Below are 15594 nucleotides of genomic sequence, written 5' to 3'. Positions count from 1 at the left end.
ATGTATCCTTCCAATGTCCATCGACTATAGTAACTGAAAGGAATTATCTTGAAGCAAGTTGTTGAAGCGCCCATTACCATCAGTGCCGTTTTTCAAGATAATATGCTTTTGCAAGTTTTATGCGGTCCACAGGATCGTAATTTGACGCGAATCGAAGAAAAATTAGGGGTGCAGGTAAGACCACGTGGAGAAGTGCTTGAAATTACAGGTTTGTCTGATGTGGCGTATCAAGCTTTACACGCATTGCAAGATTTGTATGAACAGCTTCAAAAACGCGGTAGTTTAAACCCTGAAGATATTGACGCGCATTTAGCATACAAAACCTATGATGAGTCTCAAAAAGATCAATCAGATAAAAAATATTCTGAAGACGATTTTGCGATTCGAACACGTAAAAAACATATCAGACCAAGGTCACCCGTTCAGGCATCATATATTCGGTCATTACAAGAATTTGATTTAACTTTTGGGTTGGGGCCAGCAGGTACTGGTAAAACCTATTTAGCGGTTGCGGTTGCGGTGTCGATGTTGTTGGCAGGCAAAGTTGAACGCATTATTGTGTCACGTCCTGTCCGTGAAGCGGGCGAAAGTCTGGGTTTTTTACCTGGTGATATTAAGGAAAAAATAGATCCTTATTTACGTCCTATTTATGACGCTTTGAATGATATTTTATTGCCAGATCAAGTCGAACGTTATATGAGTACTGGTGAAATTGAAATTGCACCTTTAGCTTTTATGCGCGGTAGGACCCTTTCAAATGCTTTTGTTATATTAGATGAAGCGCAAAATACGACAGCTGTTCAAATGAAAATGTTGCTGACACGGTTGGGTGAACGTTCTAAGATGGCGATTACGGGTGATTTAAGTCAGATCGATTTGCCGCCTGGTTTGAAGTCAGGATTGCGGGATGCATTAGACATATTGCGCAATATGGATGGGGTCAATTTTGTCTATTTTACAGATAAAGATGTTGTGCGACATCCGATTGTGGCTAGAATTATACGAGCATACACAGAATTTTACGGCATTTAAACTCTACTACTGTGGATGATTGATGCGTCGCTTCGGTACTCAGATCCTCATGTATGAAGAATACACTCCGGTCTTCCGTGCCGAATCTCCGACCACTCGTCTCACATTAGCGAGTTTCAAAAAGATGTATATATATATTGTGGGTATTAAACAGGTGAATGATTAGAGTGTTATATGAGTAATTTTAGCTGCAATGTAGACGTTTTTGTCGAAGAAGATCAATGGGTTAAAGTCTTACCTTTATGCGAAGATTTATGTTCTAAGGCTGTTAAAGCTGTTTTTGATTTTAAAGATTTAATTAAAGAATCATTTCATGTGAATATCATTCTTGCGAATAATGATTTTGTTCAAAAACTAAATCGCGAGTTTCGTGGAAAAAATAAACCAACTAATGTTTTATCTTTTCCATCAGAAACAGATTATAATGATGATGACGAAAATATGTTGGGTGATATATTTTTGGCTTTTGAAACGATTCAGAGTGAAGCTGTTACCGATTCAAAGTCTTTAGAGCATCATTTGCAACATCTTGTGATTCACGGATTTTTGCATTTGTTGAGTTATGACCACGAGATTGATTCAGATGCTGTAATTATGGAAGATTTAGAAATTAACATATTGAATTCTATGGGTATAAAAAATCCCTATTTAGATCTTTGTGACAAAGAAGGTTTGAAATTAAATGACTGATGCTGGCCAAAAATCTGCAGATGAAGATCCGTCTCAAAAGAAAAATATAGAAAAAAAAGACAACTTTTCAATTATTAATTGGGTTAAAAATTTGTTTCACAAACCTGTTTCTGCGAAGCAACTGCCTGTACATAGTAAGGAATTAGAGGCTTGGTTGAATGAGGCCAAGATGACTAAAGCCGAACGCGAGATGTGTTATAATTTGCTGGTTATTCGTGAATTAACCGTTGAAGATATTATGATTCCGCGTGTGGATATTGTGGCACTTCCTTTTAAAAGTACTTTTACTGATATTTTGCACCATTTTCAAGAAACACGCCATTCAGCTTTGCTTGTGTATTTAGCAGATTTAGATGATATTTTGGGTATTATTCATTTAAAGGAAGTGATTGATCTTGCTTTAAATCCAGCAAATAAAAGTTTGAAGCCCTATATTCGTAAAGTTCATTTTGTGTCACCATCATTACCGGCTCTTGATTTGTTGTATCGTATGCGTTCAACGGGTATTCATTATGCCGTTGTTGTTGATGAATATGGTGGTACTGATGGTCTTGTTTCTATTGATGAAATAATAGAACGTATTGTTGGTGATATTGAAGATGAAACTGAAATTGGTGAAGACCCTGAATTGAGAGGTCTTGAAGATGGAAGTTATATAGCTGATGCGCGCGTCTTTTTAGACGACCTTGAAGAAACGTTAGGGTGCCGGTTTTCAGATGATGAACATGAAGAATCTGATACATTAGGCGGGCTTATTTTCGATCTTATTGGGCGCATTCCTGTTCGGGGGGAGGTTATTTCCCATGCGCAAGGTCTAGAATTTCATGTTTTGGACGCTGACCCAAGACGCATTAAGAAAATCCAGATTTATATAAAAAAACAAGATGATTAGGCTTGTGTCTGTGTTTTTTTGAGTTTTGCTTGAGTGCTCATGCATAGATCTTTCAAATTAATTGACGTATAATCTGGAAATAGTGTTTGTTTAAATAAGAAAGAGGGTAATATGAAAAAAAGTATCTTTTATTTTCTTTTTATTGTTTGCAATTATTCGATTAATGTTAATGCGTCTAATAATTCAGTTAATTCAGTTGTGGTGCAGCAATTTGAACCAGATGTTGTAATTTATGATAATAATCCTATTGTTGTTGTGGAAGATGAGTGGAGAATAATTAAATCTCCATTAGATTATGCCTCTATTAATATATTTTTAAAGGGGGATAATAATTCAGAAGAAGTCGTTATCGATATTGAAAAATCTTTAACATCAACTAATTTTTTACACACTAAGTTGTATAATGGTTTTAAAAAGTTTCTCTCAAAATATATAAAAAGTAAGTATAGAATTGAGTATTGTGATCTTTTTGTAATGTTATCGATTGCAGGACAATGTGAATATGATTCAATAATGATTGATCCTAATTTAGTTTATTCCGAATGGCTCATGAATTTTGATTATTTTAATTTTCATACGACCCCTGAAAATTGTATAAAAAAATTTAAAGAAAAATTTCCTAAATGCAATCGTATTAGATTAAAACCATTTTCATTGGATCAAAAAAATGTGCTTGAGAATAGCTCTGATATGAACAAATTTATAAAATTATTAAAAAATGAAAATCTAGAAATTTTATTAGAAAACGAAATTGTTGATGTTTAATATTTAAATTAACGCTAATCTCATTAAGAATATTGCTTTTTTGCCCTGTTGATTGAAATGATATTAGATTGTACCCTAAAGGAACGATTATATTTAAAATATAAATCGAGCATGTCATATAGAGGATTGTTATGAGAAAAAAATCTATAGTGCTTTCGCTTTTGACGTTTTATGTATTCAATGTTGAAGCAATGTCGGAATTATCAAAGAATATTCAAAACAATGTTGGTTTAAAAAATAAAAAACGTGAAAATTTTAATCAAATTGTCATAGACGAAAATGATAATGAAGATGTAATAGAAAGTCAAGAAAACCCTTATGAAAGAAAAATTTCGTATTTTGACGATGGGTGGAAGATCATTAAATCACCAATGCAAAAATCATATTTTATTGATCCTGGTGTTGTGGTTTATATTCATGGAGATGAAGATGCTGAAGAAATTGTAATTGATGTTGAGCGCTCTCTTTCTGCAACTGATTATTTTATAATGAAGTTAATCTATACAGCAATTGATATGAGTTCATCTTATTTGTTTCATGATTATGAATTAAGTTATTACCAACTTTTTGTCATGTTGGGGCTTGCTGCTGAAATTCCTTATAAATGGGAGACTAAATATCCTTATCCTTTTGCTTCGGCATGGAAATTAAATTATGATTCTTTGGCTAGCCGTCATAATCTTGAAGTGCTTATGCGTAATTTTAAATATAAATTTCCTAATTGCAAACGCATTATGTTGAAGCTTATTACGTCAAACCAAAAAATAATTTTAAAACATGGTTATACGTGGAATTCTTTTTATAAAGAACTTAAAAAACATGATTTAATAATTGTAGATCAAAATGGGTTGGAAATTGAAACCGATCCAAAAGTTAAAAATTTAGATGGTGTTGAGATTCATTAGATTTTTTTATTTATTAACGATTTCAGTGTGGTTATTTTTGGAAGGATGATTTATCCTGTGGCAGGTTTATGCCATTTTTAACTTGCGTAGACTCCAGAAATGAGTAAAAATTTTTTAGGTTCATCTGTATGAAAAAAATACTTAACTACAACATCTCTAAAATTATTTTTCTTTTTATATTAGGATCACTGACTGCATTTTCTTTTGCGCCCTATAAACAAATTTGGACAATTTTTTTTGCATTTCCGTTTTTGTTTCATTTTTTGTCTATTGCTCATTCTAAAAAGAATGCTTTTTTTTATGGGTGGGCATTTGGTTTTGGTCAATTTGTTTTTGGTCTTCATTGGATTTCAAATGCGTTTATGAATCAAAGCGTAGATCTTGTTTGGCTTGTACCAATAGGTATTATTGGTTTTCCTTTTGGTCTAGCTTTTTTCACAGGATTTATGGGTCTGACGTATCAATATCTTTTTCAAAAATATCTTAAGCAAATTGATCTTAGGGCTGTTTTTTGTTTTGTGTGCGTTTGGTATTTTTTTGAATATTTAAGATCGACGCTTTTTACAGGATTTCCCTGGAATTTAATGGGTTATGCTTTTTGGCCTTTTGAATCGATTCTTCAAACGACATATATTTATGGCATTTTTGGTTTAAGTTTTTTGACTGTGTTATGGGCATCTTTGCCATATTTTCTTGTTAAATCGAAAACAAATTTTGTGCGCATAAGTGTTTTTCTTTTTCTATCTATGACCATTGGTGGTGCCTATTTTTATGGAGAAAAGCGTTTAGAGCACAACCCTATAGAATCCCTTGCCTATCATCCGAATGTGATGCTAAGGCTTGTTCAGGGGAATATTGATCAAGATTTTAAATGGGCACCAGGATTGGCCTACGAGCATTTAAAAATTCATAAGGATTTATCTAAAAGTGCAAATTGGGAAAATGTTACGCATATCATTTGGCCAGAAAGTGCCGTTCCTTTTACATTAAATCAAGATCAAAATTGCAGGGATGCTTTATGTGAAATTATACCCTTAAAAGGAGATCTTATCGTTGGTGGTGGGCGCTATGATAAAGATCAAGTTTCTGATCAGTTTCTACGTTGGAATTCAATTTATGCGCTTAATGCGATGGGTGAGATTGTTGGGTATTATGATAAACAACATCTGGTGCCTTTTGGTGAATATACCCCTTTTAAGGGAATATTGCCTATTGATAAACTCGTTGGAGGTGGATTAGACTTTAGTCCTGGGCACACATCCAAGGTGCTAACGCTTAAAAAATTGCCGCCTTTTAGACCTCTCGTGTGTTATGAAGTTATTTTTCCAGATGAAGCCATGGACATAGATAATCGCGCGCAATGGTTTTTAAATGTTACGAATGATGGTTGGTTTGGTGATTCTGCAGGACCTTATCAACATCTACAAATGGCACGAATGCGTTCCATTGAAAATGGTATACCGTTGATGCGCGTTGCCAATACGGGTATTAGTGCAGCCATTGATCCTTATGGCAGAATGTTACAAACTTTACCTTATGGCGTGCGTGGTATTATTGATACAAAATTACCGAAGCCACTTCCATATAAGAACGTTTATTTCTTGCTATGGGATTGGTTTTTCGTGGTAATTCGCTTTCTTATATTTTTGCTCTGTTTGTTTTATTGGAAAGGGCAAAAAAATTGACAATTTATTTTGTATTTTTCTTGACTACATACTATTGTGTGACTATGAATCCTATACATTAAGTTAATCGTTTAGAGAGGTTCTGATGAATTCTTCTCCACATTTGGTCGATATCTATGTTGGTGCGCGCTTACGTGCGCGACGTACTTTATTAGGTATGACACAAGAAAACTTAGGGGAGGCCGTGAGCTTAACCTTTCAACAGATACAAAAATATGAACGTGGGACAAATAGAATTGTTGCTTCTCGTCTTTATGAGTTTGCAAAAGTTCTTAATGTTCAGGTGAGTTATTTTTTTGACGGCTTTGAATCCACGGTATCGAAAAGTGGTGTAAAAGAAGAAAAAACTGATTATGAAATTGAACCAATATTAACAAGATCAAGTATAGAGCTTATTCGAAAATATAGTTCTATATCGGATCCAAGCAAAAAAAAGCTTGTTCAAGATCTTGTAAAAACTTTGTCATTTCAGGAAGATGAATAATTTTAGTTTACAATTATTAGAGGTTTTTTGAATGCGTGTCATTCAAGTGAATTAATAATGTTTGCTAAAACAAAAAAAGAACCCTGGCCTGTTAGGCAGGGTTTTTTGTTTATTATAAATCAGAACCCTTCTGAGGGTTTGCAAATAAATTGAAAAAATCTTGACAAAATAAAATATATAAGTAAAGCTCATATTTATTTAAGGTAAATAAGGCATATGTTATGAAAAAAACTGTTATATTTTTCTTTTTTCTTTTGGCTTCGCATTCTTTAATGGCACTTGTGGAATGGCCAAGTTTTACAAATCAAGTAAATCAACATCAAAACCAAATAAGTGTTGATTGGCTTCTGGAACATTTGTTGCAGCCCTTACAGCACGTAGGCAACAGGGAAGCTGCTTTTAAATCTTATCAAAATTATGCTTATAAGATCCAAAAAAGAAGAGGATTTGTTCCTGTGCTTTTTGAACAACTTCAAGATTCGATTATGGATCGAAACGATATTGTAGAGTTAAAGCCAGTGGGTGATCCATGGAATGAAGGTTCGCCAACAAATTGGATGAATTATAAACTTTACATCAATGATCAACTTGCTCAAGAAGAAGTTATTGTTATTGGGCGTTGGGAAATTATAAATAATTAAATTTGTCGAAATTGTTACAAAGAGTTAGATAAAAAACTGAAATTAGGATCTTGGTACTATTTGTATCATCTTGATAGAAAATTGTCGAATTTTCTAATTTCAGTTGCAAATGTGTTTAATTAAATTGACCGCCGTTCATAATGGAATCTACCAAAACTTTGAGCCGTTGGCATGATTTCAAGGGCGTTAATATTGATATGTGACGGTAATGTTGATATCCAGAAAATGGTTTTTGCAATATCTTCTGATGTTAAATAAGCGATATTTTCATATGCTTTATTGGCTTTTTCATGATCACCTTTATATCTGATTTCCGAAAAGTTAGTTTTAACCATGCCTGGTTCTAAACAGGTGACGCGAACATTGGTGCCAGCAAGATCAGCACGTAAATTGAGTGAAAATTGATGAATGAAGGATTTTGTTGCTCCATAAACATGACCACCTGGATAGGGATAAGTCCCAGCAATTGACCCAACATTAATTATAAGGCCTTGTTTGCGCTCAACCATTTTAGGCAGTATCGTATGCGTTGTATATAATACGCCTTTGATATTAGAATCGACCATTATGTCCCAATCATCCAAATCAGATTTTTGAGCTGGATCCATGCCTAAAGCAAGTCCTGCATTATTTATAAGAATATCAATGTCATTAATTGAGGAAAGTGCTTTAGTAACTTTTTCTTTGTCACGCAGATCAAGAAGTAAGGGTGTTACAAGATTAGGATATTGTGATTTTAATTGTGCTAGTTTTGCTTCGTTTCTGCCAATGGCGATAATGTGATCATTGTTTTGAGCAAAAAGATGAAGGCTTGCTTCGCCAATACCTGATGTTGCACCTGTTATACATATTTTCATTTTATACTCCTGTTTAAAACTGTGGAGGGCGTCAGACTTCGGGTTTCGTATGCTCATGTATGAAGGGATACACTCCGCGTGTCTCACCCTCGTCTTCCTACTCACATTTTGAAACCGTTCGTATATTATCCCTTATTTTTTTTTGCTTTTTTCCAATAATTTTCTTTTTCATCAAGATTCATCGTGTTGAAATCTTGACCTTCAAGTGTTGCCAAAAGATAGGCTTCTTCAAAACGTGTACGATATTTACGTGCGCATTTTCGCATTGCGTGTTCAGGGTCAAGGTGTAAAAATTGAGCAATACCAATAACGCTTGCAAAAAGATCACCTAATTCGCCGAGAATTTTTTCTTCATCAGCTTTTATATTGATTTCATGAACCAATTCATTAAGTTCTTCTTGTGTTTTGGCAAGAACTTGTTGAATTTTTTCGAATTTAAATCCTAATGAACTTATCTTTTTTTGAATTTTTAAAATTTCTAAATGTGCTGGTTGGTGAGCTGAAATATCGCTCAATATGCCTTTTTGTGCTGGCACATCTTTTTTTTCTGTCTGTTTTATTTTTTGCCAATTGAGGGCAACTTCATCAGCCGTTAAATTTTGCGATTTTTCAAAAACATGAGGATGGCGTCTGATTATTTTGGCAGATACGTTTTCAACAATATCGTTAAAATTAAATTCATTTTTTTCGTCAGCAAGTTGTGCTTGTAAAACAATTTGAAGTAAAAGATCGCCTAATTCTTCCTTAATATCTACGGGTTTTTTCGTTTCAATCGCTTCAACAGTTTCGTAAGTTTCTTCAATAAGATGTGGCACAAGACTTTGGGGTGTTTGTTTCAAATCCCAAGGACATCCTGTTTCAGGATGCCTAAGGGCCTTGATAATACTAACGAATTTTTCTATGGGGTGATGATCCATTTTTCTGAATAACCTCAATTGTTTTTGCAACAAGCTGAGGAATTTGTACATCAAAAGAAGCGCTAAGGGAATAGGGTAGAATATGCATATTGTTTTTAAAGAAGGGGCTTTCAGTTTGGCCTAAGGTGCTCCATTCTTCAACTTTTGTGAGTTGAATGACTTCTACACCTAATAATGCTGCAAGATTGGCTTCATGCGAGAAGGGCGTAATAACAAAAGATAATTGGCTTAGAAAAGCTGATTTTTCTTCGCTGCTTGCATCTTGAGGATAAGGACAGGGATGAATGCCGTAATTGGGTTTAAGTTCAAGATTTATGTCATGTGTGAGTGCAAAAAAATCTATATTGGATTGTTTGAATAAGGGTTCCCATTTTTCCCAGAAAGGATTCAAGAAACGATACAATTCTGGGTTGATGCCAACTTTAAGGCGATTATTGAGGTGTTTTGACTCATTTTGCCAATATTCAAGTCGTTGAGGTGCAGGCTTTAAAGCGGGCAATGTTAAATGTGCTGCATAATTGTTAAGTCTATATTGTGCTAGATCACCAAGTTGCACCCAATAATCATGCTCAATTAGGGTTTTTTGTCCAAAAAGATGATATTTTTTGGTATTAATTTCAATTTGTTCAGATGTGATAAAGCTTGTGCTATTGAAAGAACGCGCCAAAAGACTTAATGAATCTTGATTTGCTTCAATCGTACAATGCTTTGACTCTTCTATGATGCCTTGAAAAAGTGATGCAAAAAGAAAAAAATAAGGTGCATTAAGATCATTTACAATCAAGATTTTTTTGTCTTTTAGGGGTTCGCCTTGCCATTTTTTATTTTTTTGTAATTGTGGAAAAATATGTGTTGGAAAATCAGTGCATTCTGATCGTTTTTCAAAATCTTTGAAGCCTTCTAGATTGCCACGACGAAGATTCATGAGTCCTTTTTCATATAAGGTATCAGCATCATTTGGATGTTGCGATAAAATATCTTGTAGAACAATATCGGCTTGATCCCACAAATCAAGCTGAACAAAAATCCGTGCTAAAATACGTTTGGCTTGCAATCCTAGGGGTTGAAGTTCAAAAACTTGTTCAAGGCATTTAATGGCTGCTTGAAATTCACCTTGCTGGCAGCAAATATTCGCCGCTATTAACCAATATTCAGGTGTTTGTGGCGCGCGTGTTGTTGCTTCACGTAAGGCGGTCGTCGCATCATCAAGTAAATTCATTTTTATAAAAACATCAGAAAGGATGGCATATAATTGCGATTGATGGGGATAAAGATCAATACTTTTAATTAAGAAATGCGTCGCAAGTTCAGGCATATTATGTTGTACAAAAAATTCAGTGAAGGGGGTAATGCATTGTGTTAGTTCTTTTTCTGAAAGTCCTTCTAATGCATTTTCATTGAGTAAGATGTTTTTAATTTTTTCGGCATGATCAATAGCTTTGGTTAAATCTTGAATATAATTAATGTGTAATTTTTCGTCCAATGAGGGAAGAATCTCGTGAATAACACCGATTTTCTCGAAAACACCAAGATAGGTTAATTTATTTAAAAAAGGGGCATAATTGAGCAATTTTTTTCTCCCAGAGACTCATTTTAAAATCAGCGTATTTCTAAATTTAAAAATAATAAAGAGATTTAAAAAAAAACTTTGAGGAAAATGGATAAATGTGATTAGATTGATTCAAAGGAAAACAATAAAAAGATGTTTTAAGGTATGGGAGAGACAACACCCTTTAAGCGGCCTGGTATTTTTAGATCCGCTCATTTGCTTTATTTGGCACAAATTTCTTTTCAAGCACAACAATATGAAAAGGTGAGAGATTTATGTCTTGAAGTTCTTAAGTTGGCGCCTGATGATCCAGAGGCTTTGTTTTTGTTAGGTCTATCATATTATTATATGCAAGATCATATTCAAGCTATACCGTATTTTTTAAAACTTTTAGACGATGTGCCTGATTATCCAGAAGTACATTATTTTTTAGGTAAATGTTACAATTTTACAAATAATAATTTGAAAGCTATAGAACACCTTAATCTTGCTTTTTTATATGATCCAAAAAATAAAAAAGCGCCTTATTCGCTTTATGAAATTTATCGTGATACTAAATATTGGGTTGAGGCAAAAGAATATTTAATCCAAGTGATGTTATTATCTCCAAATGATAAAAAATTATGGATGGAATTTGGTCTATTATTAAAGAAACAATCATTTATTCATGAAGCAGAAGATATTTTAAACCGAACAGAATTGCTAGGCAATGGACTTTATCAAAAGCCTGCTTTAAACGCATTATATTCTTTGGGTGAATATTTGTTTTTAAGCAATGATGCTCAAAAAGCGAGTTTTGTGTTTCAAAAATTGCTGATGGAAGAAATAAACGATTTATCGTGTCTGTCTTATTTATCCTACATTGCTTTTTATAAAAAGAATATTAAACGTGGTTATGACTTATTAGTAGGTCTTGAAGAAATTGCTCAAAACTCAAGCCCAACAAGACAATTTGAAAAAAAGTTACCCATTTGGCGTGGCGAGGATTTAAAAAATAAAAAGCTTTATATTCGTAAAGCAAATTCAATTGCTATAGAATTGCTTGCGGCCCATTCTTACTCAGAACTTATAAAAGTTGCGCAAGAGATTTATATTGAGGTTTCTCCAACATTATTTGATCTATTCGTACACTCTTTTCCTAAGGCACATATTCTTGTTGAAAGTAATGATAAACAGGATATTGATGTTGATTACGAGATATCATCCTGTTGTCTTTTACGTTTGTTAAGGTCAGATATTACATTAGGTCAATATAAAAAGTCGTATATTAAAGTTCACGAGAAAGATAAAAAATATTGGCAAAAAAATGTGGATGCTTATGGATTAGGCATTAAAATAGGTGTTGATGCTTCTTTCTCTAAAATGTTTCCTCCAATCCAAGCTGATATGCCGCAAGCACAAGATTGGAACAATTTAGAACTTTATCACAATCAATTGCTGATCACCGTAAAGGGAGACCAAAAATTTGATTCAAAATTTATGAAATTAGAGGAAAAGCCAACAGATATTGTAGGTTTTTCGGCGCTTGTTTCGGCTTTGGATTTGATTGTTACAACCAATTTGGAAACGGCACATTTGGCAGGTTCTATGAATGTTCCCTGTTGGTATCTAACCAATGGATTTGAATGGTTTTTTTATGGCGAAGAATATCATCCTTTTTATAATTCGGTAACGATTTTTAAAAAAGATTACTTCAAGTCTTGGGACGTGTTAATGAATGATGTTAATAAAAAATTACAAGAAGAAAAAGAATAGACTTCTTTCGAAACTCTACTACTGCGGACGATTGATGCGTCGTTTCGGTACTCAGATCCTCATGTATATAAGGATACACTGCGGTCTTCCGTGCCGAACCTCCTATCACTCGTCTCACATTAGCGAGTTTCGAAAGGAGTCTAATAAATCATTAAAAATTAGGTGAGAAAATGTTTAAGACTGATTCAAGACGATTTACAAAAATATTTCCTGAAGGGTCTTTTAAAGATAAAACAATCCTTGTAACAGGCGGTACAGGCTCATTTGGAAAAGCTTTTGTGCAAGCTTGTTTGGATCGACTCGATTTAAAAAAACTGATTATTTTTTCACGCGATGAACAAAAGCAATTTGATATGCATGAAGAATTTTCGACACATCCAAAGCACAGTATTTTGCGTTATTTTATTGGCGATATCAGGGACATTGACCGCTTGGATATGGCCATGCGTGATGTAGATCATGTGATACATGCTGCAGCATTGAAACATGTGCCGATTGCTGAATATAATCCTTTTGAATGTATTCAGACAAATGTTCAGGGTACACAAAATGTCGTGATGGCGTCATTACGTAATAAAGTTCAAAAAGTTATCATTATTTCAACAGATAAAGCTGTTAATCCTGTTAATTTATATGGTGCTAGCAAATTAAGTGCTGAAAAAATAATGATTGCATCCAATCATCTAAGTGGCACGATTAAAACACGTTTTTCTGTTGTCAGATATGGCAATGTTGTTGCATCACGTGGAAGTGTTATTCCTCTTTTTAAACGTTTTATAGAGAGAGGTGAAAAATTTCTGCCTATCACCGATCCACGTATGACACGTTTTTGGTTAAAGCTTGAGGAAGGTGTTGACTTTGTTTTATCTTCCTTGAATTTAATGCGCGGTGGTGAAATTTTTGTGCCTAAAATTCCGTCTATGAAGGTAAGTGATATGGCGCGTTGGATGGCACCGCATTTGGAACATAAAGTCATTGGTATAAGGCCTGGTGAAAAATTGCACGAGACTCTTTTGACACAAAATGAAGCGTCTTACACAATGGATCTAAAAGATAGATATATTGTTCAACCATTTTCTATTTTTGACGATCACTTAACTTTTGATCCTAAAACGTCGCAAAAAGTGGATGATGATTTTTGTTATTCAAGCGATCAAAATCCAACTTTTTTGGACATTAATGATTTACCAAAATTAATGCAGGGAATGGCCGCATGAAAAAAGTTGCCCTTAAAGATCAATCATTTATTCCGTATGGTCAACAATGGATAGATGAAGAAGATATTCAAGCTGTCAATAATGTATTAAAAAGTGCTTTTCTAACTTGTGGTCCTATTGTTGACCAATTTGAAGTAGCGCTCGCTAAAAAAGTAGAAAGCCAGTTCGCTATTGCTGTTTCCAGTGGTACGGCTGCGTTACATTTATGTTCACTTGTGCTTGATTTAAAGCCAGGTGATAAAGTGATCGTACCAAGTATCACATTTTTAGCGACGGCCAATGCTGTTAAATATATGGGTGCTGACGTTATTTTCGCAGATGTTGACACTGAAACAGGTCTTATGTCTTATGAACATTATCTGCGTGCTTATGAAAGTGGCGGCAATGATGTTAAGGCTGTTTATTATGTGCATCTTAATGGTCAAGTGAGCGATGATTTTGTAAAGATTGCAAAAGATGCAAAACAAAAAAATATCTTTATTGTTGAAGATGCAGCACACGCAATTGGAACAAAACATAGTATTGATGACGATGTAGTAAAACCTGTTGGTTCGTGTGCAATAAGCGATTTATGTATTTTCTCGTTCCATCCTGTTAAAACCATTACGATGGGAGAAGGGGGGGCAATTACAACAAATAATGAGCATTATTACGAAAAGCTTAAAACCCTTCGTCATCATGGTATGGTCCGAGACCCCGCCCTTTTTACCTTGAAAGAATTAGCTTTTACGCATGAAGGGCAGCCTTATCCTTGGTATTATGAAATGTCTGAAATGGGGTTTAATTATCGTGCAACAGATATTCATTGTGCCTTGGGTTTAAGTCAATTAAAAAAATTGGATTATTTTGTTGCACGTCGTCAAGAAATTGTGCGTCTTTATGATGATGCGTTTGAGTCTTTAACTTCTTTACTAAGGCCTATCCCAAAAACAGATCCGAATTTAACAGCTTTTCATCTTTATCCAATATTGATTGATTTTTCTGCACTTAAAAAAAATCGCTATCAGGTCATTCAAGAGTTAAAGAATTTAGGCATTGGTACGCAAGTTCATTATATGCCTTTACCTCTCCACCCGTTTTATAAAGAGAATTATAGGACGTCTAATATTCCAGGCGCTATGATCTATTATTCTAAGGTATTATCCTTGCCGCTTTATCCTAAGATGCGCAATGATGATGTGTTTCGGGTTATAGATGCTGTGCGAGATGTTATTCGAACCTAAACATTTTCTAATCGTTCTCTTAAGTATATTTTTGGCTATTCTTTTTCCAATGCGTTCCACGTCTTTCAAAAGAATGGCCTATTTTTGTCGCTTTTTTAGCAATTTTTTCGGCTGTGAGTGTAAGAAAATTTATAGTCGCGTTTTTGAAACGAACATATTTTTGAGATGGGTTTTCATGAGCAATTTCTTTTTTTATCTTGATTCTGCCATGGTTTTCTCCATTGACGTTAATATCATATTTGCAAATCATTAAATTGTTTTTGGTTTCATCTGATGGTTTAAGAATGATATGAGCAGAAGAATTTGCCATAATTTCTTGAAGATGTTTGTAATGTTCTGATTTTTTGTTAAGAGTATAAACAACAACATTGTGTTGAAGATTGCCCTCAGAGGTTAATTTGGTAAGGGGTGCATTATTATTTTCTGTATCTGTTGAAAAAAAAGGCCAAGAATGAATGTCATGTATATTGTTCTCTGTATAAATTAAGGCTGCAAATGCGAGCGTGCAAAGAAAGGTTGCAAAAAAATAAATACTAAATTTTTTAAGAAATTTATTCATAGAGGTCTCCTATGAGCTTATAAAAATGTATAAAAGGCATAATAGCTGCATAAAATTAATACAATGTTTTGTAGGATTAGGCAATGATTAATGTTTCACGAATGGGCGGATTTTTTAGTGTATTACTTTTGACGAGTATTTATTTAATTAGAATTTGTGGCCTAAATTTTATATTAAGATTATTGCGTACTATATAATCAAAAAAGAACGTGATATCTTTATTGTGTATAATTGTTGCTTGTTTGTTAGTCAAAACAAATGAATAAGAAACATTATTACAAGTTATAGTGAAATGAGTTGAAAATCTTACAAAGTTGCTATAAAACAATGTGTTATGAGTTATTCAGTAGATTTAAGAGAGAAAGTGCTCTCTTACATTGAAGAAGGAGGAAAAAAATCTGCAGCAAGTAAATTGTTTAAGAT

General features: G+C 33.9%; 15 protein-coding genes. 11 read left to right on the top strand and 4 right to left on the bottom strand.

Going from position 1 to position 15594, the window contains the following annotated elements; all coding sequences use genetic code 11:
* Positions 1–48: 48 nt before the first annotated feature.
* From Q8L85_06365 to Q8L85_06330, 8 genes are all read left to right on the top strand, one after another.
* Complete coding sequence (locus tag Q8L85_06365; protein MDP1724309.1) at positions 49–1032, top strand: PhoH family protein; 984 nt, start codon at positions 49–51, stop codon at positions 1030–1032.
* 174 nt (positions 1033–1206) lie between these two features.
* Positions 1207–1722 (top strand): rRNA maturation RNase YbeY, encoded by a 516-nt coding sequence (gene ybeY / locus Q8L85_06360; GenBank protein MDP1724308.1) that lies wholly within the window; start codon positions 1207–1209, stop codon positions 1720–1722.
* Complete coding sequence (locus Q8L85_06355) at positions 1715–2614, top strand: hemolysin family protein (GenBank protein ID MDP1724307.1); 900 nt, start codon at positions 1715–1717, stop codon at positions 2612–2614. Before ybeY ends, Q8L85_06355 begins: the two co-directional genes overlap by 8 nt.
* Before the next feature lie 111 nt (positions 2615–2725).
* Positions 2726–3379 carry a hypothetical protein gene (locus tag Q8L85_06350; protein MDP1724306.1) on the top strand — a complete coding sequence of 218 codons (654 nt, stop codon included), beginning with the start codon at positions 2726–2728 and terminating at the stop codon, positions 3377–3379.
* A 131-nt stretch (positions 3380–3510) separates the two neighbouring features.
* Positions 3511–4284: a hypothetical protein gene (locus Q8L85_06345; GenBank protein ID MDP1724305.1), complete on the top strand. Its 774-nt coding sequence runs from the start codon at positions 3511–3513 to the stop codon at positions 4282–4284.
* Positions 4285–4412: 128 nt separating this feature from the next.
* Entirely contained in the window at positions 4413–5969 is a 1557-nt protein-coding gene (gene lnt / locus Q8L85_06340) for an apolipoprotein N-acyltransferase (protein ID MDP1724304.1), read from the top strand.
* An 85-nt stretch (positions 5970–6054) separates the two neighbouring features.
* Positions 6055–6453, top strand: a complete 399-nt coding sequence (locus Q8L85_06335) for a helix-turn-helix transcriptional regulator (GenBank protein MDP1724303.1) — start codon at positions 6055–6057, stop codon at positions 6451–6453.
* Between the two features lie 221 nt (positions 6454–6674).
* Complete coding sequence (locus Q8L85_06330; protein MDP1724302.1) at positions 6675–7094, top strand: hypothetical protein; 420 nt, start codon at positions 6675–6677, stop codon at positions 7092–7094.
* A gap of 119 nt (positions 7095–7213) precedes the next feature.
* On the opposite strand, the gene Q8L85_06325 is transcribed toward Q8L85_06330, so the two are convergent.
* The 3 genes from Q8L85_06325 to Q8L85_06315 all read right to left on the bottom strand — a co-directional run bounded on the left by Q8L85_06325 (position 7214) and on the right by Q8L85_06315 (position 10438).
* Entirely contained in the window at positions 7214–7951 is a 738-nt protein-coding gene (locus Q8L85_06325; GenBank protein ID MDP1724301.1) for an SDR family NAD(P)-dependent oxidoreductase, read from the bottom strand.
* Between the two features lie 125 nt (positions 7952–8076).
* The gene (gene mazG / locus Q8L85_06320; GenBank protein MDP1724300.1) at positions 8077–8868 is read right to left on the bottom strand and encodes a nucleoside triphosphate pyrophosphohydrolase; all 792 of its coding nucleotides are present in this window, start codon (positions 8866–8868) and stop codon (positions 8077–8079) included.
* Positions 8837–10438, bottom strand: a complete 1602-nt coding sequence (locus Q8L85_06315) for a tetratricopeptide repeat protein (protein MDP1724299.1) — start codon at positions 10436–10438, stop codon at positions 8837–8839. The genes mazG and Q8L85_06315 overlap by 32 nt, the downstream gene beginning before the upstream one ends.
* Before the next feature lie 144 nt (positions 10439–10582).
* Between Q8L85_06315 and Q8L85_06310 the strand changes: the two genes are divergently transcribed.
* The 3 genes from Q8L85_06310 to pseC all read left to right on the top strand — a co-directional run bounded on the left by Q8L85_06310 (position 10583) and on the right by pseC (position 14612).
* Complete coding sequence (locus tag Q8L85_06310; protein MDP1724298.1) at positions 10583–12172, top strand: hypothetical protein; 1590 nt, start codon at positions 10583–10585, stop codon at positions 12170–12172.
* Positions 12173–12342: 170 nt separating this feature from the next.
* On the top strand, positions 12343–13389 hold the full coding sequence (gene pseB / locus Q8L85_06305) for a UDP-N-acetylglucosamine 4,6-dehydratase (inverting) (protein ID MDP1724297.1): 1047 nt from the start codon (positions 12343–12345) through the stop codon (positions 13387–13389).
* Positions 13386–14612, top strand: a complete 1227-nt coding sequence (gene pseC / locus Q8L85_06300) for a UDP-4-amino-4,6-dideoxy-N-acetyl-beta-L-altrosamine transaminase (protein MDP1724296.1) — start codon at positions 13386–13388, stop codon at positions 14610–14612. The genes pseB and pseC overlap by 4 nt, the downstream gene beginning before the upstream one ends.
* A gap of 19 nt (positions 14613–14631) precedes the next feature.
* Here pseC and Q8L85_06295 read toward each other — a convergent pair whose 3' ends face one another.
* Positions 14632–15171, bottom strand: a complete 540-nt coding sequence (locus Q8L85_06295; GenBank protein ID MDP1724295.1) for a hypothetical protein — start codon at positions 15169–15171, stop codon at positions 14632–14634.
* Positions 15172–15594: the final 423 nt, after the last annotated feature.

It is taken from the genome of Alphaproteobacteria bacterium (assembly GCA_030680745.1).
Classification (GTDB): Bacteria; Pseudomonadota; Alphaproteobacteria; order JAUXUR01; family JAUXUR01; genus JAUXUR01.
Note: the sequence above shows the minus strand (reverse complement) of the source record. Positions and strands in the feature narration are given on the sequence as shown.

Coding starts and splice junctions, on each gene's coding strand:
- ybeY (MDP1724308.1), top strand. CDS start 1,207: ATGAGTAATTTTAGCTGCAATGTAGACGTTTTTGTCGAAGAAGATCAA.
- Q8L85_06355 (MDP1724307.1), top strand. CDS start 1,715: ATGACTGATGCTGGCCAAAAATCTGCAGATGAAGATCCGTCTCAAAAG.
- Q8L85_06350 (MDP1724306.1), top strand. CDS start 2,726: ATGAAAAAAAGTATCTTTTATTTTCTTTTTATTGTTTGCAATTATTCG.
- Q8L85_06345 (MDP1724305.1), top strand. CDS start 3,511: ATGAGAAAAAAATCTATAGTGCTTTCGCTTTTGACGTTTTATGTATTC.
- lnt (MDP1724304.1), top strand. CDS start 4,413: ATGAAAAAAATACTTAACTACAACATCTCTAAAATTATTTTTCTTTTT.
- Q8L85_06335 (MDP1724303.1), top strand. CDS start 6,055: ATGAATTCTTCTCCACATTTGGTCGATATCTATGTTGGTGCGCGCTTA.
- Q8L85_06330 (MDP1724302.1), top strand. CDS start 6,675: ATGAAAAAAACTGTTATATTTTTCTTTTTTCTTTTGGCTTCGCATTCT.
- Q8L85_06325 (MDP1724301.1), bottom strand. CDS start 7,951: ATGAAAATATGTATAACAGGTGCAACATCAGGTATTGGCGAAGCAAGC.
- mazG (MDP1724300.1), bottom strand. CDS start 8,868: ATGGATCATCACCCCATAGAAAAATTCGTTAGTATTATCAAGGCCCTT.
- Q8L85_06310 (MDP1724298.1), top strand. CDS start 10,583: ATGGGAGAGACAACACCCTTTAAGCGGCCTGGTATTTTTAGATCCGCT.
- pseB (MDP1724297.1), top strand. CDS start 12,343: ATGTTTAAGACTGATTCAAGACGATTTACAAAAATATTTCCTGAAGGG.
- pseC (MDP1724296.1), top strand. CDS start 13,386: ATGAAAAAAGTTGCCCTTAAAGATCAATCATTTATTCCGTATGGTCAA.
- Q8L85_06295 (MDP1724295.1), bottom strand. CDS start 15,171: ATGAATAAATTTCTTAAAAAATTTAGTATTTATTTTTTTGCAACCTTT.